This is a genomic window from Streptomyces sp. Wb2n-11, assembly GCF_001049855.1.
Taxonomy (GTDB): Bacteria; Actinomycetota; Actinomycetes; order Streptomycetales; family Streptomycetaceae; genus Streptomyces; species Streptomyces altiplanensis.
Map to the genome: position 1 here is coordinate 1509548 of NZ_CVPB01000001.1, position 22609 is coordinate 1532156.

Here is a 22609-nt window from a genome sequence, read left to right on the forward strand (position 1 = left end):
CATGTGTGCGCACAACCCGCCGTGCCCCACGGCCATGGCTCCCGACAGGGAGGCCGCGCGACCCGTCGCGCACCGCCCTGAACAGGGCTGGAGCCTGCTGTGCAACGGAGTGCTTGTCTTCGAGGACACCGGAGAACTCCTCCCCGACGGCCGTATCGTCGCCCCCCACCGGCCGCTCGCGCTCACGGTCGGAAGCGCGGCATGACGATCACCGCAGCCGACCTGGTCGTTCCGTACATCACCGCTCGTGAAGGCGAAGAGGCGGACTCCCTCCTCAACCTGAACGTACGCGTCGGTCCTGACCGGCGCCCGCGGCTCGGGTACAAGGACGAGGCAGCGCCCGACCGAGATCTCCGCGGCGTGCTGTGGGCCCGGTACTCCATGGCACTCGGCTTCGCGGGACAGCCCACCGGGAGCCCGAGGTGGCGGCTGGTGCACCCGCTCCGCCAGCGCATCACGATGGCGCTCCTGCGCTGCCAGGTGTGCACGGTCCCGCTGAAGCGTAGCGACGGAATCCTCTTCGTAGAGACGGCCGACGACGGCGACGACCACACCGGGCCGGTGAAGACCGCGCAGCCGCCGGTGTGTCTGGAGCACGCCCGGATGGCGGCCCGGCGGTGCCCCCGGCTCAGGAGCAAGGGACACGTCGCCCTACTGGCCACGCGGTTCCCGCTCTACGGCGTCATCGGCACCTCGTACCAGTACACCGCCGACGGCATTCAGCTCCTCGCCGCCTCGGACGCTCCCCTGCCCTACAACCACCCCCAGATCGGCTGGTTCCTCGCCTCTCAGCTCGTACGCGAACTGCGGGAATACGAGGTCGTCAGCCTGGACGATCTTGTGCCCGCCGCATAGACGGCTGCTCGACGGTCCTGGGCAAAGGACCGGACCGTCGAGCGGCACCCCAGAGCTTCCCGGCCCGACCATCGGACCGGGATGGCCAGAACATGAACCCATGGCGTAGCCCCGTCGCTACGCCACGGTCCTCAGTGCGCTGGCAAGCACCACCTGTCCTACACACCAACGAATCACCTGGAGATGTCATGACGCGAATCGTCACCAAGAGCACCACCCAGGTCCAGGAGCCGGCGGCCGGCGGCCAGTCGGACGGGTTCGACCTGAACGTCTCCCTCCTGGAGGTGTCCGACGCGGCCGGGCTGACCGTTCTGACCGACGACGGGTGCGGCAGCTCCTGCGGTGCCTGCGTCACCTTCACTGACTGACCCTGACCGTCTGAATCCGGCCATCAGGTCATGAACCGCGGTCGGTGCTGTCGCGCTACTCGGCGCGTCGGCTCCGACCGCCCCTCCAGACGCACGAAGGGACACGTCACGTGGCTTTACCCCCAGCGTTCAAGGCGGGCACGACTGCCCTGGTGCGCGCAGCCGCTCGACCGTCGGTGACCCAGCTTCCCCTGCCGGACTTCGACGACCGGTCCTTCCGAGCCGAGGAGTTGGAGGAGGTCACCACCGGACGCCTCGCCTGGATTCGCAGCATCTGGCACGACCCGGGCATCGCGCAGGCCCTCCGCCATGCCAGCCCGGTTCTCGCCGCCGAAGTCGAGGTCCTGGAGAGTGCTAACTCCCCGTCTACCCGCGAAGTCCGCCGCGTTGGAGTGTCGGTGGCGCGCTACCTCCTGCGCGCGCTGCACCGGCCCACACCGTTCGGACTGTTCGCCGGAGTCACCACGGCCGCCTTCGACGCCGAGCCCCACGCCCGCTGGGGCCAGAACCACGTGGTCGTGGCCCACGCCGGTGCGGAGTGGGTGGGGAGGCTGATCGAGCAGTTAGAAAGGAGCGGAGAGCTGCTGCCGCTCCTGTCGGTCGTCGTGAATAACACCACCTTCGAGCGCGACGGCAGTCTCGTCGTCCCCTACCAGGACGACGGGCCGACTGGTCAGCGGCGAGCGGTCGAGGCGTCCGTCGAGCTGTCGGCGCCGGTCCGGCTTATCCTCCGCGCGGCTGACGCGCCGATCCGGATCGGGGAACTCGCCGAGAAGCTGATGGCCGAGTTCCCGGCCGTGGCCCCGGAGCGCGTCAAGCGGCTCCTCGCGGGCCTGGTGCGGCGGCGCGTGCTGATTACCAACCTCCACGCGCCGGCGACCGAGACCGACGCGCTTGGTCACCTCGTCACCCAGCTCGACGCGGTCCGTGCCGAGGACATTCGTCTCCTGGCACCCGTCGTCCGGGAGCTGCGCGCCGTCCACGCCGGGCTGGAGCAGTGCGGCACCACAGAGGGCCGGGACGCCGTAGCGACCCGGATGCGCGATCTGGTGCCGGGCCTCCGCCGTCACCCGCTCGCCCTGGACCTGTGCCTGGACGCCACCGTGGTGCTCCCCGATCTGGTCGCCCGCGAGGTCGAGCGCGCCGCCACGATCCTCACCAGACTCTGCGCCCGCCCGTACGGCACCGAGCCGTGGAACGAGTACCACCAGCGGTTCTACGAGCGGTTCGGCGTCGGCACCATGGTGCCGCTTATGGAAGTTGTCGCAGACAGCGGCGTCGGCTACCCGGACGGGTACCCGGGCAGGCCGACCGGCGAAGGCCGCCGGCGCCTGTCGCCGCGGGACGACGTGCTGCTCCGCCTCGCCCAGGCCGCCGCGCTCGACGGCCGCGACGAGGTCGTGCTGACCGACGAGACCGTGGCCGCCCTGGACCGAGGCCCGCAGGAACCGCGGATACCGCCCCACTTGGAGGTGAGCGTGCGGCTGCACGCGGCCAGCCTCGCCGAAGTCCGCCGTGGGCGGTTCACCGTGGAGTTGACCAGCGTGTCACGCGGAGCCGGGGTTACCGTCGGACGCTTCCTCAGCGTCCTCCCGGCCACACAACGCGAGTGCTTGCGCGCGGAGTTGGCTGACCTGCCCACGGCTGACGAGGGCACGGTGGCGGCGCAGCTTTCCTTCCCCGCGCTGCTGCCCGACACCACCCATGTCACCCGAACCCCGTGCGTGCTGCCGTTGGTGATCAGCCTGCAAGAGCACCGCGCCCCCGACGTCGCAGTGCTCACGCCGGCGGATCTGGCGGTGGCGTGCGACGGGCGCCGGATGTACCTGGCGGCTCCGAGCCGCGGCGTGCGCGTCGAGGCCGTGGGCATGAACGCGCTGAACCTCGCCGAGCACACCCCGCCCCTGGCGCGGCTGATCACCGAGGTGTCCCGGGCGCAGAACGCCCAGGTCACCCGGTTCGACTGGGGCGCCGCCGCAGCGATGCCGTTCCTCCCACGCCTGCGGTACGGCCGCATCGTGCTGGTCGCGGCCCGCTGGCGGCTGGAGGCCGGCGACCTCCCCGACCGCCATCGCCCCGGGGCGGACTGGGACGCGGCGCTGTCCGGCTGGCGGGAGCGCCGGCGCCTGCCGCAGCACGTGCACCTCGTCCAGGACGACCGGCGCCTGCCGCTCGACCTCGATGAGCCCGGCCACCGGAGCCTGCTGCGCCAGCACCTCGACCGCGCCGGTAGGGCGCTGCTGACGGAAGCCGCTCCTCCCGAGGCGGACGGCTGGAGCGGGGGCCGGGCCCACGAGATCGCGGTACCCCTCAAAGCGGTCCGTCCTCCGGCCTGGCCTGCGCTGCCCACGCCGACCACCGCCCGCACGCTCTCCCCAGCCCAGATCCAGACCCCGGCCACCTCCCCGGTGCTCCTCGTAGCCCTGTACGGCGCCCCGCGGCGTCAAGACGCCCTGCTGACTCGGCACGTGCCCGACCTGATGCGGCGCCTCGGCTCTCCTCACTGGTGGTACGTCCGATTCCGCGACCCCCAGCAGCACCTTCGCCTGCGGATCGCACTGCCGGACCCGGACGACTTCGCCGACACCACCCACATGGTCAGCGCCTGGGCCGACGAACTGCGGACCGCCGGGCTGCTGGCAGACCTGCGCTACCCCACCTCCTACCGCGAGACGGGCCGGTGGGGCTCCGGACCGGCATGGGACGCGGCCGAGGCCGTGTTCCGCGCGGACTCCCTGGCCACGGTGGCGCAGCTCGCCCAGCCTGTCCGGCCCGCCCAGCGCCCGCTCGTGGCCGCGCACTTCTTCGCCATCGCCTCCGCCCTTCTCGGCGGCCCGGACGCCGGCGCGCGTTGGCTGATCGACCACATCGAGCCGACCGCACCCAATCCGGTACCCCGCTCGCAGTTCACTGACGCCGTGCGGCTGGCAGACCCGCGCGGTGACTGGGCGGCCCTGCGGTCAGCGCCCGGCGGCGCCGCGATCGTGGACGCCTGGGCCGAGCGCACCGCTGCGCTCGCCACGTACAGGCCGCACCTGTCTGGCCCGCACGCCGACGGCATCGCCGTGGACGGCGTGCTGACCTCCCTGCTGCACGTCCACTTCGTGCGGCATGTCGCGGTGGACTTCCCCGAGGAAGAGGTCTGCCTGTACCTGGCCCGCGCCGCCGCCCTGGCCTTCACCGCCCGCGCTGGGAGGCGACCGTGACCCACACCGCAGCCGCGGTGGCCGCCGCCATCGCCGACCGGCTCGCCCACCCCGACCAGGCGCCGACGGCGGCCACTGACGACACCAACCGGCAGCACCTCGCCTACGGCCCGACAGGCATCGCCCTGTTGCACATCGAACGCGCCGCGGCCGGGCTTGCCCCCTGGCAGCGCGCCCACGACTGGCTGGCCGCCTCGACCCGCGAGCCCTTCACCGGCGGCCCGGACAGCCACCCCTTCTACGGCGCCCCGGCGCTCGCCCATGCCGTGGCGTGCGCCGCCGACCAGCTTCCGGACTCCTACCGGCGCGGCCTCGATGTGCTGGACCGGCAGGTGACGGCAGACGCCCGGCGGCGCCTTGACGCCGCGCACCGCCGGATCGAAGCCGGGCAGCTTCCGGCACTCGCCGAGTTCGACGCCATCCGGGGCTTGAGCGGGTACGGCGCCTACCTGCTGCGCCGCGACCCTGCGGGCGCGGTGACCCGGGCCGTTCTCGACTACTGCGTGCGCCTGACCGACCCGGTCACCGACAGCGGCGAACGCCTGCCGGGCTGGTGGGTTCCGACCGGGCCGTCCGGCAGGCCGGGCGACCGCTTCCCTGGTGGGCACGCCAACCACGGCATGGCACACGGCGTCGGCGCGGTCCTCGCGCTGCTGGCGCTTGCCGCCCGCCGCGGCACCACCGTCACCGGCCACCATCAGGCGATGCGCACCATCCTGGCCTGGCTGGAGCAGTGGAAGGCGCCCACCGGGCGCGGCACCGCTTGGCCGTACTGGATCAGCCGCGAGGAACTGCGCAGCGGCCGGCCCGCGGCCGCGGCACCACGGCGGCCGAGCTGGTGCTACGGCACCGCGGGCTTGGCCCGTGCCCAGCAGCTCGCCGCGCTCGCCCTCTGCGACAGCGACCTCCAGGTCGAGGCCGAGGCCGCCCTGCTGGACGCGCTGAGCGACCGCGTGCAGCTTCGCGTCACCACGGACAGCGGCCTGTGCCACGGCTTCGCCGGTTTGATCCACATCGCGGCGCGTGCCGCCGCCGACGCCGACCGGGCCACCGCCGGCCAGCTCCGCGCCATCATCCCCGCCCTTCTCACCATGCTGGTCCTGCCCGGCACCGCCCCGGACGACGCCGCTGCCCTGTTGCTGAAGGACGCGGCGGGCGCCGGTCTCCTCGACGGCGCCGCCGGAACCGCGCTGGGACTGCTCACCGCGGACAGCACGGACCCGCCCCGCACTGCCTGGGACGCCTGCCTACTCACCGCCTGAATCCGACCGAAGGACTTCTCGATGCGCCCCGACCGCTGGCAGCAGCACAACATCACCTTCCCCGACCGGGACACGGGACAGCGCGCCGTCACCGAACGCCTCGCCCCGGCGCTGCTCGCCGCCGAGGCCGACGGGCAGCTCAGCGGCTGGTGGTTCATGAACAAGCAGCCCTGGCGCCTGCGGTACGTCGCCGACGAGCCCGCCCCGATCGTGCTGGCCCTGCTGGACGATTGGATGGCCGACGGCACCGCGCAGTCCCACATGACCGGCATCTACGAGCCGGAGACCGAGGCGTTCGGCGGTGTGGACGCCATGACGGCCGCGCACGCCCTCTTCCACGAGGACAGCCGCCACCTGCTCACCTATCCCATCAAGGACGGGCACCTGGGGCGGCGCGAGACCGCCATCCTGCTGATGAGCAGCCTGATGCGCGCCTCGGGTCTCGACTGGTTCGAGCAGGGCGACGTGTGGGCGAAGGTCTCCGCACTGCGCCCCGGTACCGGCACGCCCGGGTCCCCGCGCCTTACCTCGGCAATGCGGACCCTGATGACCACCGAAGCCCGCAGCCTGTGCCGCGAGCGCGGGCCGCTGGACGGCCACGGCGACTGGGTCGCCGCCTTCGAGCGTGTCGGCACCACGCTCGCCTACCTTGCCGCCCAAGGCGACCTGACCCGCGGACTGCGCGCCGTCATCGCGCACCACGCCATCTTCCACGCCAACCGTGCCGGTCTGCCGTCCGCCGACCAGCACATCCTGTTCAACATCGCACGAGAGGCAATCATGGGTTCGAGTGAAAACACCGCGTCAGCAACAGAATCAGGCTTTGCGGCCCATAGCGTCAGCACGGTGAACACCGACACACTCACCGCCCCCGGGGCCAACGCCGAACAGCTCCGCAATGCCCTGGTCGACCAGATCAAGGCCGACGGCCACGCCCGCACCCCCGCGGTCGAAGCCGCCCTGCGCACCGTGCCCCGGCACCTGTTCGTCCCTGACACCTCGCTGGCCGACGCCTACGACAACAGCCCGGTCAACGTGAAGTACGACCCCGAGGGCACCTCGATCTCCTGCGCCTCCCAGCCAGCCGTCGTCGCCCTCATGCTGGACCAGCTCGAAGCCCAGCCGGGCGAGCGCATCCTCGAACTCGGCGCCGGCACCGGCTACAACGCCGCCTTGATCGGCCACCTCGTCGGCCCGAGCGGACACGTCACCACCATCGACGTCGATGACGACCTGGTCGAAGGCGCCCGAGCCCACCTCGCAGCCGCCGGAGCCACCAACGTCGAGGCCCTGACGCGCGACGGCGCCCTCGGCCACGCCGAAGGCGCCCCGTACGACCGGATCATCGCCACCGTCGGCGCGCACGGCATCCCCCACGCCTGGCTCGACCAGCTCGCCGAAGGCGGCCGACTCGTCACCCCGCAGCGGCTCACGGGCAGCGTCTCGCGCTCCATCATCTACGTGAAGCGCGACGGCCGGTGGCAGTCGGTCGGCTCGGAGATGAACACCTTCATGCCGCTGCGCCGGGGCATCGCCGACGACGACCGCCGCGCCGTGCCGCTCAGCACGGACGGCGCCGTGCGCCTCCAGGCCCCGGCCGGACTGGCGCTCGACGCCGATGCCCTCGCCGGTGTTCTTGACCAGCCGCGCGTCGAGGAGTGGACGGGGATGACGGTCCGCGCCGGGGAGTCCCCGGAGTGGATGGAGCTGTTCGTCTCTTGCGTCATGCCGTCCGGGCTGATCCGGATGCTCTTCCCCCGGACCGCCAAGGGCACGGTGCTCACCGAGGACCCCTACCCCTCGGCCACGGCCGCCGTCGAGAAGGGCGCCATCACCTACCTCGCGCGGCGTCCCTCGGAGCAGAAGACCCCGAGGGCGACAAGCTCTGGGAGTTCGGCGTCATCGGCCACGGCCCCGGGGGCGATGAGCTGGCCGCCAAGGTCGCCGACACCGTCCGTACCTGGGACCGCGAGTACCGCGGCCGGGACGCCACCTTCGAGATCCTGCCGCTCGACGCGCCCGCGGACGAGCAGCCCGGTGTCTTCGTCCTCGACACCCCGCTGAACCGCGTCCGCGTCACCTGGCAGTAGCTGATCCGCCTGCGTGGTGCCCGCCGACCGGCCGGCGGGCACCACGCGGCCCTTCCCCGCTCCTCGTCGTCTTCACCCCCGGGGGACCTCATGGACCTGAACGGACCCATAGCGCAGCGCTTCCCGCTCATCTACCGATTCCGACCCGCCTGTATGCCCCTGCCCCGGCGCGTGCACGGTCTGGTCGAACTCGCCGTCGCCGCAGCCGCAAAGGCGGACCAGGGACTCGCCTCGGCCGTCTACAACCAGGCCGCCCTCATCGCCTCCGACCTCGGGCTCCCCGACCTCGCACGGAAGATGTGCCACCAGCACGCCGCCGCCTACCTCCACGCCGCTCCCTTGCCCGGCATGACCGCGATCCGCGCCCTCGAACCCGTGGTGAACCTCGCCCGCCTCCAGATCCGCGCGGGCGCCGCCGACGACGGGCGCCACCGTCTGCTGCACCTCTTCGACGCTGTCACGAACAGCACCAGCGCTCAGTTCGAAGGGGTCCACGTTCCGGCCGACCTCACCCTCACCGACACCGACCGCCACGAGGTGCGCACCTGGCTGTGAAAGGTCGTCCTGGCCGACGGCACCCGCACCTTGAGTACGGCCGGCCGCTGGACGGAAGCTCTGGCCCACATCGAGGAACACCGGGGCATCGGGCAGCGAATGCTGGACGGCCGCCAAGTCGCCGTCCTGGCCGCCCTCAACCACACCCCCACCGACGCCGCCGCGCTCATCACCATGACCACACCCGGAGAACGCTGGGAGAACGCCGTCACCGGCTGCCTCGACGTGATGTGCAAAGAGGCCCTTCGCGGCCCGGCCGTACCCCTCCTCGACACGCTGGTCGAGGACTACGTCGAGCACCAACCCGACCAGGGCATGACCGTCTTCGACACGCGCCTCGGCCTGACGATCCTGGACCTGCTGGAGCCGCACCAGGAAGATGCAGCGCACCGGATGATTGCGGAGCTCCACCGCCGGGCCGCCGCGGCGACCGACGGCTACGCCGCCCGTGAATGTCTGGCTGACCACCGGTTCACCAGTCTCGCCGAGCCGCGCCAGGTCGAGGCGGCCCAACGGCTTGTCCGTGCATGCGCGCTGGGGAGCGGCAGCCTCCCCGAGCCCTGGCTCGCAAGGATGACAGAGGCGCTGCGGGGCAGCGACGAGGTGATCCGCGCCAGCGTCGGACACTCCCACCCTCAGCAGGAAGGGACTGGCGCACAGGGTTGAGGTGTAGCGCTTGGGCAGCCAGAGCAGCCCACCCTGCACGGCGTCGAGCACCAGGGGAGCCAGGGCGCGTGGCGACGCCTATCGTCGGTAGAGGGCTCTCTGAGCACCGAACTGAACAGGTAGGCGAGAGGCCAGACACAGCACGGCCCGGGAGTTGGCTCGCCGATCACCTCAACCTCTCTACGCTGGAGCACCATGAGGAAGGTCGCCATCGTCGGCTGCGGAGGCAGTGGCAAGTCCCACGTGGCCCGCGAGCTGGGCAGGATCCTCGACGCCCCGGTGACGCACCTGGACGCCGCGTTCTACGACGACGAGTGGAACGCGTTGCCCAGGGACAAGTTCACCGACGTGCAGCGCGAGCTGGTCTCGCAGCCGCGGTGGGTGATTGACGGCAACTACAACTCGACGCTGCAGGTACGGCTCGAAGCCTGCGACACGGTGGTCCTGATGGACGTGTCGACCGTGGCTGCCCTGTACGGGATCTTCTCCCGGCAGCTCCGGCACGGGGCCGGGCACAAGGGCAACGGAGTGCACAACCGCATCTACTGGGGCGTGATCAAGTACGTCGCCACGTACCGGCGCAATATGCGACCCCGCGTGATGGCGAAGATCGAGGAGTTCGGCGCCGGCGCCGACGTGGTGTTGCTGGCCAACCGGCGCCAGACGCTCCGCTGGCTGCGGAAGGTGGCCGCCGAGCAGTCCTGACCGGCTTGCGCCCCGACAGGGGGTGCGGGATGAACGAGCTCAATCCGTTTCTCTGTCGAGGAAGCGGCCGACCGCTGTTGCGGTCAGATGGGCCGCAGTACCTGATCAGGCTCTGCGGAAGCAGCCGCAGCGTACTCTGCGAAGTCCACGTTGCCGAGCGCCAGGTCCGCCTGGACGCCGTGTACCGCGGCGGGCACGGCTCGAAACTCACGGGGCTCCGGCGACTCGATGAGTTCCTGGTAATAGACGGGGTCGAGGCCACTCACGTCCTCCCAGAGTGTCGACAGAGCCAACAACGCCCGCGCCGGCGACTTCATCGTGTCGCGGTCAGCTAGGAAGACGACAATCAGGTCCCCATCCACCACGGCGGCAAGAACCTCGTCGGGCGTTGCTCCTGACCAAGCGGGCGCTTCGACCAACTGCACTGTTGCGGCAATCTCGCCGCCTGGCCCCCACGGGCGGCGCAACTCCCCAACCACCGCATTCCACGACTCGTCGTCGCTGAAGTCGGTCCTGATGACGAGAACGTCGAACAAGTCTCGTCCAATCTCAGGCAGCACTCGCGCAGGGCCCTCCGGCATCGTCATGCCCAGCACTCTCACACGCCGCACTGACACCCAGCCCCTGCGGGAGTGATCCAGAGAAACGTCCTAGCTAGTTCAGGACGGGAAGCGAGGTCAGACCGCGTACAAGACGGGCGTGCCGCCACTGAAGCTGGTCGGGCGGAACGGCGAGCCGGAGGCCCGGGAACCGTGCCAGTACCGCGCGCAGCGCGATTTCGGCCTCGGCCTTGGCCAGGGGAGCGCCGACGCAGCGGTGGATGCCGTGTCCGAAGGCGAGGTGGCCGGTGGCGTCCCGGTTCGCATCGAGTTGGTCCGGTGACGGGAACCGTTCCGGGTCGCGGTTGGCGGCTCCGAGGGCGACCAGGACCGGTGCGCCTGTCGGGATGTCGGTGCCGCCGAGCGTGATCGCCTCCGTGGTGTACCGGAAGGTGGCCGTGCTGACGGGGGAGTCGAATCGAAGCAACTCGTCCAGCACCATAGGGATGTCGTCCGGGTTCTGGCGCAGGCGGTCGAGTTCGGCCGGGTGCTGGAGCAGGGAGAGGGTCGCGTTGCCGAGGAAGTTGGTGGTGGTCTCGTGGCCGGCCACGAGTAGGAGCACCGCGAGGGAGACCAGTTCCTCCTCACTGAGCCGGTCGTGGCCGTCGCGGGCCGAGATCAGGCGGTCGAGGAGCGATTTGCCGGGGCGTCGGCGCTTGGCGGCGATGAGGTCTGTCATGTAGTCGGCCAGGGAGTGCGAGGCCGCGTCGATGACCTCTGGCTGTCCGGCCGCGAACAGTTCGCCGGACCAGCGCTGGATGTCGGGCCGGTCTTCGTCCGGTACTCCGAGCAGTTCGCAGATCACGATGACGGGTAGCGGGACGGCCAAGCCTGTCACGAAGTCGAAGGGCTCACCGACAGGCCACTGGTCCAGCAGGTCGTCGGTGACCCTGGCGATGAACGGGCGCAGTTCCGCGACCGCCCCGGTCGTGAACGCCTTGGTGACCAGCCTGCGCAGCCGGGTGTGCTCGGGCGGGTCGCTCGACAGCATGTTGTGCGCCAATGCGGGGTGGAGGCGCCGCTTTGATTCCTTGCCCGCGAAGAACGCGGAGGTGTCCTTCGAGAGCCGGGCGTCGGCGAGCGCTTCCCTGGCTTCGGCGTATCCGGTGACCAGGTAGCTGAGGCGCCCGCCGGACCCGCTGGGGACGGCCTGTACGGGGCATGCCGAGCGCATGGCCGCGTAAGTGGGGTAGGGGTCTTGGAGAAAGCGGGGGTCCTGAGTTGGGTCGGTCATTTCTTCAGGTTCCAATCACTCATGGCCGGCCGTCGTCGCCGACACGCTCGACGTAGGCGTCGGCCACGAGGAGGAGCCACTGTGTGTCGGCACGTAGATCCTCGCGGGCGGCGGCGTCTACCGACGGAGGTGCGACTTCGTCTGCGTACCGGCCAGCCTTCGAGTCTGCCAGTGCAGCTCGTACGACAGCCGCCTCCACGGCGGCGGCGCCCTGCTCGGTAGCGGTGTGGAAGTTCGACGCCGCGCTCTCCTGCACCCTGAGCGACCGGTACGGCCGGAGGGCGAGGATGCCGTCGCTGATCTCGATGACGCGCCGCTGCAGACGGAAGTCGGAGTCGTCGGAAATGCCTTCGACGTCCTCGGCCGACGATAGGACGATCTGCGGCATCGCGGCTGACAGGTCTTGCCAGAGGGGGCGGAGCGACTCGAAGGACCGGGTTTCCCAGCGGCGACGGCGGGCTTGGTTGATCGGGTAGAGGACAGCGGGCCACGTGAGGCCGAGGCAGATCAGCAGGACGGCGAGTGCGGGGGAGGTGACGCTGAAGGCGCACGTCGAGGTCACGAGCGATGAGCACTGCGCGTGCGTTTCGTCGCCCAGTCCCAGACCGAGGCCGACGATGCGTGTCAGCTTGTAGACGACGTAGACGAGAGCGAACACGCAGCCTGCTGCGGCTACCCGCAACCCGCCCCGGATGCTGTCGCGCCGAGTCGCCTTCGACTGGCGTACGGCCTGCATCAGGAAGTCGACCACGGAGAACCCGAGGAACGAAATGTAGGGGAGTAGATAGAGCGCGTAGACCTGCGGAGAACGAGCTGTCAGCTGCTCGTAGGCGAACAGCGCGGTCATGGTGACGACCGACGCGGTGAGCAGGGCGAGACGGACCCTGATGCGCCGCCGCGCCTCGGAGGGTTCGAGGTTGAGCTGGAAGGAAACGGCCAGAACCGCTGTGGCGGCACCCAGAGAAGCGCAGTTACTCAGCAGCCGGCCGACGTGCGGCACGATCGACTCCGCGACGTTTCTGAACAGCGGCGCATAGGAGGCGAAGGCCATGGCGAAGGAGCCGAGAAGCGCGCCCATGGCCCAGGTACCGGTCGGACGGGGCGTTCCGCGTCCGAGCACCCAGTAGCCAGCTATCGACGCGAGCAGCAACGCCATCCCGAGGAAGACAGCATTCGTCATGCGCGGAAGCGGCCTCTCCTGATGGGTTGGGCGAAGAGAGCTTCCCAGCTGTCCGGGCCCCTCTCGGGGCGGTGCGAAGGGGCCTCGCGTTCGCGGTAGATGCGTTGGCGGACGACCGTCGCCATCATCTCCGCCTCGCGTTCGTCAGCAGTCGAGTAACTCGTCCGCCCGGACATACGCATCACCAGCGTCGGGTTGACCCCCAGGGAGCGGGCCGTGTCCGCGTTGACCTCCAGGCTTCCCGGATGGTCGCAGTACACATGGCACAGCTCGTGCCTGAGGATGTGCCGCTGGTGGTGGGCGGACGTGCCCTCCTCGTAGAAGAGGAGATCGGCGTCCGGGGTCTCGATTCTCATTCCGCACGGCGCATCGACCGCGCCGAGCGTGCTCAGCGGCTGCAGGACGATGGGCTTCCCGCGAAGCTCGGCTATGGCCTCGCTCAATTGGCGGGTGGTGAATCGGTGCGGCAGACGTAGGAGGTTGATCTGCTCTTCGCATGATGCGCGCAGTCGACGCGTGTCGACTTCTGGCAAGGACACGGTGCTCCCCTTCGGCCTCGGCGGTGCGTCAACTTGTGGGTGGACGGAAGCCCCGAGGATGCCAAGAGAAGGCAGGAACTCACGCTTCCTGGAAGTGGCAGTTCCGATTACGGATGGTCACTGACGCAGGGGGCGAACCTTCCCGGTCGCCAACTCCTCGCCGTTGGCCGGAAACGTAGGAGGCCGGTGATTCGGGCGCGAGACGGTTCGCACTCTGAGTAGTTGATTACTTGATTATCCGTTATGTCTGACTACGCTGAATGACTGAACCATGATCGACCGGATGGGAGTTTGGGCGCCCTATGGCGCATGTCACCCAGTGAGCGCATCCTAGGCTCGCCCTTATGGACGTGCGGGGCGGGCGGGTCGCGGGTGGAGAAGGTGGCGGTGAGTCGCTGCCTGAGCTGCTGCAATCGTGGCGGCGGCGGGTGAATCCTGATGAGATCCCCGGGCTGACCTCTCCGGGCCGTAGGGCAAAGGGTCTGACGCAGCGTGACGTGGCTCGACTGACCGGGGTGAGTGAACGCTGGTACGGGGCGCTGGAGCGGGGCATGGAGGCCAAGTACTCCGCTGACTTTCTCGATCGACTCTCGTCGGTGCTGGGGCTGAGTCGCGCTGAGCGCGATGCCCTGTACCTGATGGCGGTGGGCCATCCGCCGGTGGTCGCCGCGGTTCCGGAGGCCGGCGCGGCGGCGGAAATGGACGAGGTGCTGCAGCGGTTTCTGGACGGCCAGGCCCCCGATCCCGCCTTCGTGACGGACCTCGCCTGGAACGTGATCGGCTACAACGAACCGCTGCTGGACTGGTTTCCGTGGGCGGCTCACCAGGCGAATCAGATGCGGTGGGCGTTCCTGAGTCCGGAGGCACGCGAGCAGCTCGTGAACTGGGAGCAGGACTGGGCCCGCTCCTACCTAGGGCAGATCCGCTACGAGCGCGCCCGCCATCCGGACCACGAAGCGCTGCAACAGCTGGAGCGCGACATCCTCACGAGTTCCCCGGCCGCACGGCAGATGTGGGAGCGCCGCGAGGTGGTCGAACACGCCGACGGAGACCTGCGCAAGCTTCGACTTCCCCACCATCGGGGTCGAGAAGTCGGCGTGCGGATCATGGCTCTGCGGCCCATGCGCAGCGACCTCATCCGGGTGATCGTGCTGATGGAAACCGACTCTGAACCTGCCGAGACGTGATCGACGGGAGCGGCACGCGCTGCTCTGTGTGCGGCCAAGCCCTTACTTGTCGTCGAGCAGTCCCGACGCTTCCGACTCGTCGGGCATTCCTTCCAGTCTTCGGGCCTGGTCGATCACGGTGTTCACCATGTTCAGGCTCGAAGCGCTGAGACCGTTCGCGCGCAGAGCGACCCGACGCACCCCCTGGTCGCGCATGGCGGCGACCAACTGGATCTCGGCACGCTGGCGCTCCGCCTCCTCCTCGTCGAAGAAATAGCCCGGGTTCACGCCGAAGAAGCCGGCCAAGGCACGGATGGTCTGCATCTTCGGGTTCGAGTTGGTGCCGGTGCGAAGCTGCTGGATGGCGCTCGCGGAGATGGTGACGCCGGAGGTGTCACGGATGCCCTGCGAGACCTCCGCGTAGGTGTAAGGGCCGCGTCCCTTCGGGTGCACCTCTCGGAACAGGTAGTCGAGCAACTCCGAGAAGGTGCGCTCGCGCGATTCGGTCATCTCCAGATCTCCGTCATGGCGGCCATCATATCCACCTCAGTGGTGATCATGGTCGGTCAGGTTCAGTACCTCGCCATTGCAGTTGACGGAAGGGCGTAACTGCAATGTACGTTGTGCGTTATCAGCATCCATTGCAGTGTTCCGCTGCTGGTGAGGGCTGGTCTATAGAAGCTGGACTTGGGCCGAGGGTCGCCATATGGTCCTGGTGCCCACAGGCGGAGATCCCTGGCTGACGTAACAGTCAGGATGGGAGGGAGATGAGCGCGCGCGGGTCATGAAGACCGCAGGGTGCACAGGGGTGGATGAGACCGGCGCCCGGGAGCTACCAACTCCCGAGCACCGGGCCGACACCCCGAGGGGTACCGATCCACATCTCGCGGGCGGCGGGGCTTTTGCACGAGAACCGCCGCACCGCGTTCCTACGAACAACGGAGTATCACATGCTCGCCACGCCGAGCGTCAACCCGGCCTGCCCGGATACCCAACGACAGCACCGTCTCGCTGCTCAGCTCGCAGAGATGATCCCGGGCGCGGCCACGATCCGAGTCAGCCTCACCGACCCGAGCCGGGCATGGCCCCACCCGCGTGCCGCTATCCGGGACGAGGGCGGGAAAGTCCTGGAGGTGAGCCGGACGACGGCGACGGTCGCTGCGCGCTGGATCCTGCGGGTCTGGCCGGAGGCGGACTGGACCCGGCCGCACACCTTCGAAATCCAACGCGCCGCCCTCACCTGCAGCGACCTGATCGCCGCCGGTCGGAGCCGCTGACATGGCCCGGATACGCACCATCAAGCCGGAGGCGTTCTTCTCCGAGTCGCTCGCCGAAGTGAGCGTCGAGGCCGAGCGGACCTTCTTCGGCCTCCTCACGCAGGCCGACGACCACGGACGGCACCGCGACAACGCCGCGATCATCGCTGGGCTCCTGTGGCCCCTGCGCGCCGAGCACACCTCGGTCCACGTCGAGGACGATCTCCAACAGCTCGCGAGCGCCGGCCTGATCTGCCGGTACACCGGCTGCGACGGTCGGCGCTACCTCCACATCGTGACCTGGTCCGAGCACCAGAAGATCGACAAACCGAGCCAGTCCCGCCTGCCATCGTGCCCGCAGCACCAGGCTGCCGGCCGGTGCGGCCCCTGCAAGGGCAACTGCACCAAGCAGACCGAGGGCGCGCCCACCACCCCCGGAGGACTCGCCGAGACCTCGCCGAACGCTCCCCGACCCCTCGATCTGCCCGCCCAGCCCACCACGACGTCTCCCGGGCACGCGATTGTGTCCCCGGCCGACCGGCAGGCAGCCACCGATCACCTGGTCGACGTCCCTGGCGGCTCCCGATCGGAAACCCCAGGTCAGCGATCCAGCGCACCTTCGGTGCGCGCCGGGGGCGTGGTAAATCCCGTGGCGCGCGCCGGAGGTGCTTCTGTCTGCCCTGACGCGGGCTGGTCTCGGTTCGGGATCGTGGTGGGGTTCGTTCCGGCCGAAACCGATGCCTCTGTGATGCCCCTGAGCTCGCAGGTCAGCGTGGTGCTGGGGGCCGTCCACGGGAACCGTGGAGTGTTGCTGCGAAGCACGTGCGTCAGAATTCCTGATTCACCCTGGCCCTCCCGGAACGGCATACGACGGGTCCGTCAGCCAGGGAGGGAGCAAGTGCCGTGGACGTGCTGCACGAACGCTGCGCCGGCCTCGACATCAGCAAGAAAGACGCCAAGGCTTGTGTCCGTACCCCGAGTACGAAGCGGCGGGGGTCTTTCACAACGGAGACCACGACGTGGGGATCGACGACCAACGCGGTCCTGGATCTGCGGGACCATCTGCTCGCCGCACGGGTGACGCTGGTGGTGATCGAGGCGACGTCGGACTACTGGAAGCCCTTCTACTACGTGCTGGCCGAGGGCTTGAACGTGATCCTGGTCAACGCCCGGCAGGTCAAGAACCTGCCCGGCCGCAAGACGGACGTCTCGGACGCGGCCTGGCTGGCCCAACTCGGCGCCCACGGCCTGGTCCGGCCCTCCTTCGTGCCGCCCGAACCGGTCCGTGAACTACGGGACCTCACTCGCGCCCGGACCACCGCCACCCGCGAACGGAGCCGTGTGGTCCAGCGGCTGGAGAAGCTGCTGGAAGACACCGGCATCAAACTCTCCGCGGTCGCCGCCGACATCATGGGCGTCTCCGGCCGGGCCATGCTCGAAGCCCTCATCCGCGGCGAAGCCGACCCGCACGTCCTCGCGGACCTGGCCAAACGCAAGCTCCGCAACAAGATCCCCGAACTCACCGAGGCCCTGACCGGACGCTTCCGCGAGCACCACGCGTTCCTGGCCCGCCTCCACCTGGACCAGTACGACCAGCTCACCGTCATGATCGACCAGCTCACCGGGCGCATCGAGGAGGCGATGGCACCCTTTCGTGGCGCCCTCGACCTGCTCGACACCGTCCCTGGCATCAATCAGCACGTCGCCGAGGTGATCATCGCGGAGACCGGCGGGGACATGACCCGGTTCGCGACGGCCAAGCACCTCGCTTCCTGGGCCGGAGTCTGCCCCGGCCACCACGAGTCCGCCGGCCGCACCAAGAACACCAAGGTCCGGCCCGGCAACCCCTACCTCAAAGGCGCCCTCGGCCTCGCCGCGTTCGGCGCGGTCAAGAACCAAGGACACCTACCTCGCCGCCCGCTACAAACGGCTCACCGCCCGCCGCGGCCCCCTGCGGGCCCTCGTCGCCGTCGAACACTCGATCATCACCGCGATCTGGCACATGCTCACCGACAACGTCGCCTATCAAGAGCTCGGCGGCGACTACTTCACCCGCCGCGACCCCGAACGCGCCACCCGCCGGGCCATCACCCAGCTCAACCAGCTCGGCTACACCGTCACTTTCAACCCAAGGGAGACCGCAGCCTGACCGGCAGACCCGGACACCCGCCAGCCCTCAACGGCCAGCGGGCACCCAGTCCTGCCCACACCCACCCTGACCTGCTGCTATTTACGCGTCAGAAGCTTTGTCCATGAGTTCCGCGACATCTGAGGCACCTCCGGAAAAGTTCCACCGCACCCCTCTTGACCTGCATAAATGCAAGGCCAGAGAGGCTGCGGTGGCATCTCTGGGACTTTTCTGGGATTTTGGCCGGGGCTCGACGCGATCAGCCTCCCGCACTCGCGCCACGACGTCGGCCGGCATCTCGGTGTCGAACGACAGGTCCGTCCACGGCAAACTCTTTCCCTGTCATTCGATCGAGTAGAGGTCAGAACGCTGTGGCCGAGCGCTGTTGTCACGATCGGCTTGATCCACCTCCTCGCCTTGCCGGCTTGCTGGCGTTCAGAACCTCTGAACTAACAGCCTGTGGTTGCCGTTTGGAGACGCCTCAGCAGTGCGCAGACCGTGGACACACCAGAGACAAGCCCCAGGCGCTTCCCCTCCGATCGGCGGGCTGACTATGAGGACGCTCATCCCCAGTGTTCCTCCTGGTAGCGCAAGAGGTCATCGCCGTGGAGTTGCTTGGTGGCGTTGCCGACCCGGACCCAGAAGTCGGTGGCGCCGTTGCCACCCTTGGCGGGCTTGGCGAAAACCGGCTTGCCTGCTGCAGCAACGCTGATCTGACAGATGACATTGCCGGAAACCTCGGGGAAGCGTACGCGGACGGTGGTCGCTGTCGGGGTCGACAGGCTGTTGTCGAGAAGTTGGCGCACGAAGAGCTCGTACCCGTCGATGCTGGCCTGCGACTCCAGAGTGGTGAGGTCGTTCTCGATGCCGAGGACGGTCCCGTCGTCAGCGACGCCGACATACAGGTTTCCGCCCTCGCCGTTCAGGAAGCCGCAGACGGCCTTGACGATGTTATGCCGTAGTGACTTGTCGGCCTCTCGGGTATGGACGTTCCAGCGGGCGCTAGCCTTGAACTCGGTGCCCTGGGACTCGCCGGCGGCGATCATGTCGGCCGGGGTGGTTGGAACATACACAGGGCGTTCCCCTGTGAGGGTTTCGAACGCTTCCCGCACGACTTTGGCGATTAGCCGGCGCCGCCGTTCCAGGAAGGTGAAATAGTCAAGCTGTTCCCAGCCGACCGGGAGCGCGTGCCACCGTACCTGCCGCTCGAGCACCTTCGGGTCCATCGCATACGTGATCCTCGGCCAGTAGTCGCGTGGTGCGTCGGTGTTGGGCAGCTCGTCCGCCGGCCACGTCACGTAGGCCATGTTGGCGATGGCATTGACTTGGCGCCGGTCCGTGATACACATTCCGGCGAGCGCCTTGCGGTGGAACAGGTTATCCCGGCCGACAGCCTTGGCGGGCTGGACTGAAGGGTCCAGCAGATCACGGATTCGTTGGTCGCCGAAGAGCATTTCGGCGTCGAGGATATTGAGCGCCGCCTGGTAGGCGAACAGCACTGGTGAACGCGATGAGGATGTGTCCAGCCGGTTCGGGAGGGAGATGTCCCAGTAGTCGCCGGTGAAGTTCGCAGCGATGATCCGGTCGAGTTCCGCGGTGAAGGCTCGGCCGTCACCTGGCAGCAGACTGCCAATCCGTCCCAGGTCAAACTCCATCTGTGACTCCGGCGAGTTGGAGTATCGGCCGGTGGTGTGCGCCATGAAGAACCACCGTGCGATCACGGGACGGAGTTCATCGACCGGCAGTCCGAAGTCGTGGCGCCCGATCAGCCAGATCGTGTAGCTGTACAGCAGGGCATTGTCGGAGGTGATCATCTTGCGACTGCGGAAGCCGGCTGCCGTGACGCACTGGAAGAACTCGTGCCAGCTGGTCAGGTCCAGGACCTTCGTGTGTGCTTGGGCGAGGCGGTTGAACTGCTCCTGCCGTCGAGTGGTGGTGACCTTGCCGGTTTCAAGATCCTTGCCTCGCAGGACGCTGTAGACGTGCTGCAGCCGGGCGCGCCTGAAGGCGACAGCGACAGCTACGCGCAACAGTTGGTCTGGGCTAGGGTCCAGAAAGGCGTTTCGAGGGCTCGGACCGGGGAGTCCTGCTACCACCGCGCCGCGACTGAAGCCTTCGAGCTGGCGGCGGCCCTTCTCCCAATGCACTGACATCAGGGTGAGAATGAAGTCGGACTGGTTGAGCTTCACGCCTTCGGAGTTGATGCGCACAAAGATGTCGGCGACCTGCTCCTCGTTGGCCGAAGCACCCAACTCCACAACCTGGAAGCGGAACTCGTGCAGGTCCCGGACCCTGTCTACGCGTTCTTCGAGCTCATCCTTGGCAGCGTCCGACAAGGGCTGGCCGATGGCCTGTTCGAGCCGCTGAAAAAACTGCCGGACGGTGGGTTTGTAACCGCCTTGGGCCCATAGCGCGGTGATGTCCGGAATGAAGTGCGCGTCACGCTCGATCGCCGCGTCCGTGACCTCGAACGTCTGGTCCTCCGGATGGAACGCGATGCGAACGTTGATCTCGTCGAAAGACTTAGTGACGATCTTGCGCCCAGTGAGGACAGCGAACAGGGCGGTGAGCCGCTGCTGCCCGTCAACAACCAACAGCTGAGGCGCCCGATCACCGGCTTCCGTTCCGATCTGTCGCGTCCCCACCTCAGCGCCGGTCTCCCAGAACATCAGGGTGCCGATCGGGTAGCCCCGATACATCGAGTCGAAGAGATCGCGGGTCTTCGCCGCGGACCAGACGAACGGGCGTTGGATGTCGGGGAGTCCGATACGGCCGCCTTCGATGTTCTCGATCAGATGCCGGAGCGTGTAACCGGTGTCGCGATACAAGGTGGGTGGCACAGCCGAGGGCTCCTAACGCCCGAAGGCAACTGGCCGGCGGAACGACCAGAGCGTGGGAACAGCATCAGACTTCTACCACGCGGGTACACCACAGCGCAGGGCCAACGGCGCTCCCCACAAGGACGAATTCACGGCAGCGGGGCCCAACTAGGCCAATCTTGAGGGGTCACGGGGATGAGCCTCGTCGTGCGTCACGCGATCTCGTCGAGAGGACATCGCACGGACGTTTCGCGGACCGCGGTACCGAATCGACGGACGCGGCAACGAGTAGCCCTCACGTCGACATTCCTGCGGGGTGTCCGGGGCTGCCTGCCCCGATCGCAGCGGGGCGTCCCATGCGCAGGGCTCGCACGTCGGTTCTCAGCCAGCATACAGTCCGATCCAGCCGCTCACCTCCCTGACCTGCTTCAGCCCCAGCAGAAGACGCGGCCGCCCGTCCTAGACTGTCCGCAACCGCGTGCGTCGTCGGCCGGACGTGGCTTCGCCGTGCGTCCGGCCCCTCCGGGACCGCCCGCACCGCCGACAACAGCACGATCAGGTTCGACAGGGGTGGGGGCACGGCCGTGTACGAGCTGAACGAGGAGACGGACCCGGCGCTGCTCGGCCCGTTCGAACTGCTCGCCGTGCTCGGCCAAGGTGGAATGGGCCGCACCTACCTCGGGCGCAGGCTCCCGCTGGAGCATCTGGGTCCCGAGCTGGAGGCCGGGTATCACCTGACGGAGCTGGACGAGTCGGCGCAGCCGGTGCTGGCGGCGGTGAAGGTCATCAAGCCGTCGAAGCTGCGGGACAGTTCCGAGCACTCCGAGGAGGAGACCAGGGCTCGGTTCGCGCAGGAGATCGAGACGATGCGTACGGTTGCCAGCGCCCGGGTCCCGGCGCTGCTCGGCGCCGATGCCGATGCCGAACAGCCCTGGCTGGCCATGGATTACGTCCACGGCCCGACCCTCCACAAGCTCGTCCACGCCTGCGGCCCGCTGGCCGTGGGACCGTACGGGGCGCTCGGACTCGCCCTGGTCGACGCGCTGCGCGCGATCCACGGCGCCAAGCTGCTGCACCGCGACCTCAAGCCGGGCAACATCGCCGTCGGCCCGGACGGTCCCGTCGTGCTCGACTTCGGTCTCGCCGTGCTCACGGAGCGGGACAGCGACGCGGCTCTCACGAAGACGGGTACCGGCTTCGGCACCCCGTCCTACATGTCTCTGGAGCAGGCGAGGGACGCCAAGCACGTCACGGAGCCGGCGGACATCTATTCGCTGGGGGCCGTGCTCTTCTTCGCTGCCACGAAACGGCCGCCGTACCCGTACGGTCCCATGCCCACCGCGCCGAAGTGGGACGGTGTGTACGGGCCGTGCCTGCCGCTGCTGGGCCGGATTCTCGTACAGACGGCGGAGCAGCGGCCGTCCCTGGACGAGATCGCGAGCGACCTCCGCCAGCTGCTCATCGATCACGGGCTGACGGAGGAGGCCGCCGCGGACCAGCTGCGGAGCCTGGTGGCGGAGTCCGGGCTGATTCCCGAGCTCCCCGCGCGGGCGCTGTCCGATCTGCCGGACCCCGGGGTCCGGCAGGCGGCCCAGCAGGCCGTGGACGACGGGGGCGCTCCGGACAGCCCATGGGCACCCGACCTGTTCGACGAGTTCCTGGAGGCCGAGGCGCAGGTCCCGGCGCCCCTCGCCCCGGCTGCCGAGCCCGCGCCCGGTCCCGCCGGATACGTGCCGACCGTGGTGGACCCTGCGGCGCAGCCGGCTCCGGAAGCCGTCGCGCCGGTGCCGGCGCAGCCCGGGGTGACCAGCTACGACCTGGCACCCCCGCAACCGCACGCGGTGCCCGAGTCCAAGGTGGTGCCGCGCCTCGCCCGGGACGCCGCCGAGCGGCTCCGCAGGGCGTACGCGCACAGTGGACGCCTCTGACCGGCCGCACGGGCGCCTCCCGGGCCTGGCGCAAGCAGCGTTCCCAGGCCGTC

At 68.9% G+C, this 22609-nt stretch carries 15 protein-coding genes and 4 pseudogenes; 13 read left to right on the forward strand and 6 right to left on the reverse strand.

Going from position 1 to position 22609, the window contains the following annotated elements; genetic code table 11:
- Position 1 precedes the first annotated feature (1 nt).
- The 8 genes and pseudogenes from BN1555_RS06670 to BN1555_RS06705 all read left to right on the forward strand — a co-directional run bounded on the left by BN1555_RS06670 (position 2) and on the right by BN1555_RS06705 (position 9707).
- Positions 2-205, forward strand: coding sequence for a DUF5999 family protein (locus BN1555_RS06670; RefSeq protein WP_037830893.1), 204 nt, complete (start codon positions 2-4; stop codon positions 203-205).
- Complete coding sequence (locus BN1555_RS06675) at positions 202-855, forward strand: hypothetical protein (RefSeq protein WP_093798517.1); 654 nt, start codon at positions 202-204, stop codon at positions 853-855. Before BN1555_RS06670 ends, BN1555_RS06675 begins: the two co-directional genes overlap by 4 nt.
- A gap of 188 nt (positions 856-1043) precedes the next feature.
- A complete protein-coding gene (locus BN1555_RS06680) occupies positions 1044-1223 on the forward strand; it encodes an FxLD family lanthipeptide (protein WP_093798518.1) in 180 nt (59 codons plus the stop codon).
- A gap of 110 nt (positions 1224-1333) precedes the next feature.
- Complete coding sequence (locus BN1555_RS06685; protein WP_255305913.1) at positions 1334-4429, forward strand: lantibiotic dehydratase; 3096 nt, start codon at positions 1334-1336, stop codon at positions 4427-4429.
- On the forward strand, positions 4426-5691 hold the full coding sequence (locus BN1555_RS06690) for a lanthionine synthetase C family protein (protein ID WP_093798519.1): 1266 nt from the start codon (positions 4426-4428) through the stop codon (positions 5689-5691). Before BN1555_RS06685 ends, BN1555_RS06690 begins: the two co-directional genes overlap by 4 nt.
- 21 nt (positions 5692-5712) lie before the next feature.
- Positions 5713-7781 (forward strand): annotated as a pseudogene (gene fxlM, locus BN1555_RS06695) (methyltransferase, FxLD system).
- 90 nt (positions 7782-7871) lie between these two features.
- Positions 7872-9002: pseudogene (locus tag BN1555_RS06700) on the forward strand (hypothetical protein).
- A gap of 195 nt (positions 9003-9197) precedes the next feature.
- On the forward strand, positions 9198-9707 hold the full coding sequence (locus BN1555_RS06705; protein ID WP_093798520.1) for a P-loop NTPase family protein: 510 nt from the start codon (positions 9198-9200) through the stop codon (positions 9705-9707).
- Positions 9708-9790: 83 nt separating this feature from the next.
- Here BN1555_RS06705 and BN1555_RS06710 read toward each other — a convergent pair whose 3' ends face one another.
- The 4 genes from BN1555_RS06710 to BN1555_RS06725 all read right to left on the reverse strand — a co-directional run bounded on the left by BN1555_RS06710 (position 9791) and on the right by BN1555_RS06725 (position 13163).
- Positions 9791-10294 carry a DUF6924 domain-containing protein gene (locus BN1555_RS06710; protein ID WP_255305915.1) on the reverse strand — a complete coding sequence of 168 codons (504 nt, stop codon included), beginning with the start codon at positions 10292-10294 and terminating at the stop codon, positions 9791-9793.
- 67 nt (positions 10295-10361) lie between these two features.
- The gene (locus tag BN1555_RS06715) at positions 10362-11540 is read right to left on the reverse strand and encodes a cytochrome P450 family protein (RefSeq protein ID WP_093798521.1); all 1179 of its coding nucleotides are present in this window, start codon (positions 11538-11540) and stop codon (positions 10362-10364) included.
- A gap of 19 nt (positions 11541-11559) precedes the next feature.
- The gene (locus tag BN1555_RS06720) at positions 11560-12720 is read right to left on the reverse strand and encodes an MAB_1171c family putative transporter (RefSeq protein WP_176709974.1); all 1161 of its coding nucleotides are present in this window, start codon (positions 12718-12720) and stop codon (positions 11560-11562) included.
- Complete coding sequence (locus tag BN1555_RS06725; RefSeq protein WP_255305916.1) at positions 12717-13163, reverse strand: regulator component; 447 nt, start codon at positions 13161-13163, stop codon at positions 12717-12719. Before BN1555_RS06725 ends, BN1555_RS06720 begins: the two co-directional genes overlap by 4 nt.
- 440 nt (positions 13164-13603) lie before the next feature.
- On the opposite strand from BN1555_RS06725, the gene BN1555_RS06730 reads away from it, so the two are divergent.
- Complete coding sequence (locus tag BN1555_RS06730) at positions 13604-14446, forward strand: MmyB family transcriptional regulator (protein ID WP_093798522.1); 843 nt, start codon at positions 13604-13606, stop codon at positions 14444-14446.
- A gap of 42 nt (positions 14447-14488) precedes the next feature.
- Here BN1555_RS06730 and BN1555_RS06735 read toward each other — a convergent pair whose 3' ends face one another.
- Positions 14489-14935: a Secondary metabolite protein gene (locus BN1555_RS06735; RefSeq protein ID WP_093798523.1), complete on the reverse strand. Its 447-nt coding sequence runs from the start codon at positions 14933-14935 to the stop codon at positions 14489-14491.
- Positions 14936-15375: 440 nt separating this feature from the next.
- On the opposite strand from BN1555_RS06735, the gene BN1555_RS06740 reads away from it, so the two are divergent.
- The 3 genes and pseudogenes from BN1555_RS06740 to BN1555_RS06750 all read left to right on the forward strand — a co-directional run bounded on the left by BN1555_RS06740 (position 15376) and on the right by BN1555_RS06750 (position 17830).
- Complete coding sequence (locus tag BN1555_RS06740; protein WP_093798524.1) at positions 15376-15702, forward strand: transcriptional regulator; 327 nt, start codon at positions 15376-15378, stop codon at positions 15700-15702.
- A gap of 1 nt (position 15703) precedes the next feature.
- Positions 15704-16045 (forward strand): annotated as a pseudogene (locus BN1555_RS40185) (hypothetical protein); the annotation flags it as partial.
- A gap of 539 nt (positions 16046-16584) precedes the next feature.
- Positions 16585-17830: pseudogene (locus BN1555_RS06750) on the forward strand (IS110 family transposase).
- 542 nt (positions 17831-18372) lie between these two features.
- Here BN1555_RS06750 and BN1555_RS06755 read toward each other — a convergent pair.
- The gene (locus tag BN1555_RS06755; protein ID WP_093798525.1) at positions 18373-20649 is read right to left on the reverse strand and encodes a GmrSD restriction endonuclease domain-containing protein; all 2277 of its coding nucleotides are present in this window, start codon (positions 20647-20649) and stop codon (positions 18373-18375) included.
- Between the two features lie 563 nt (positions 20650-21212).
- Between BN1555_RS06755 and BN1555_RS06760 the strand changes: the two genes are divergently transcribed.
- Entirely contained in the window at positions 21213-22556 is a 1344-nt protein-coding gene (locus BN1555_RS06760; protein ID WP_093798526.1) for a serine/threonine protein kinase, read from the forward strand.
- Positions 22557-22609: the final 53 nt, after the last annotated feature.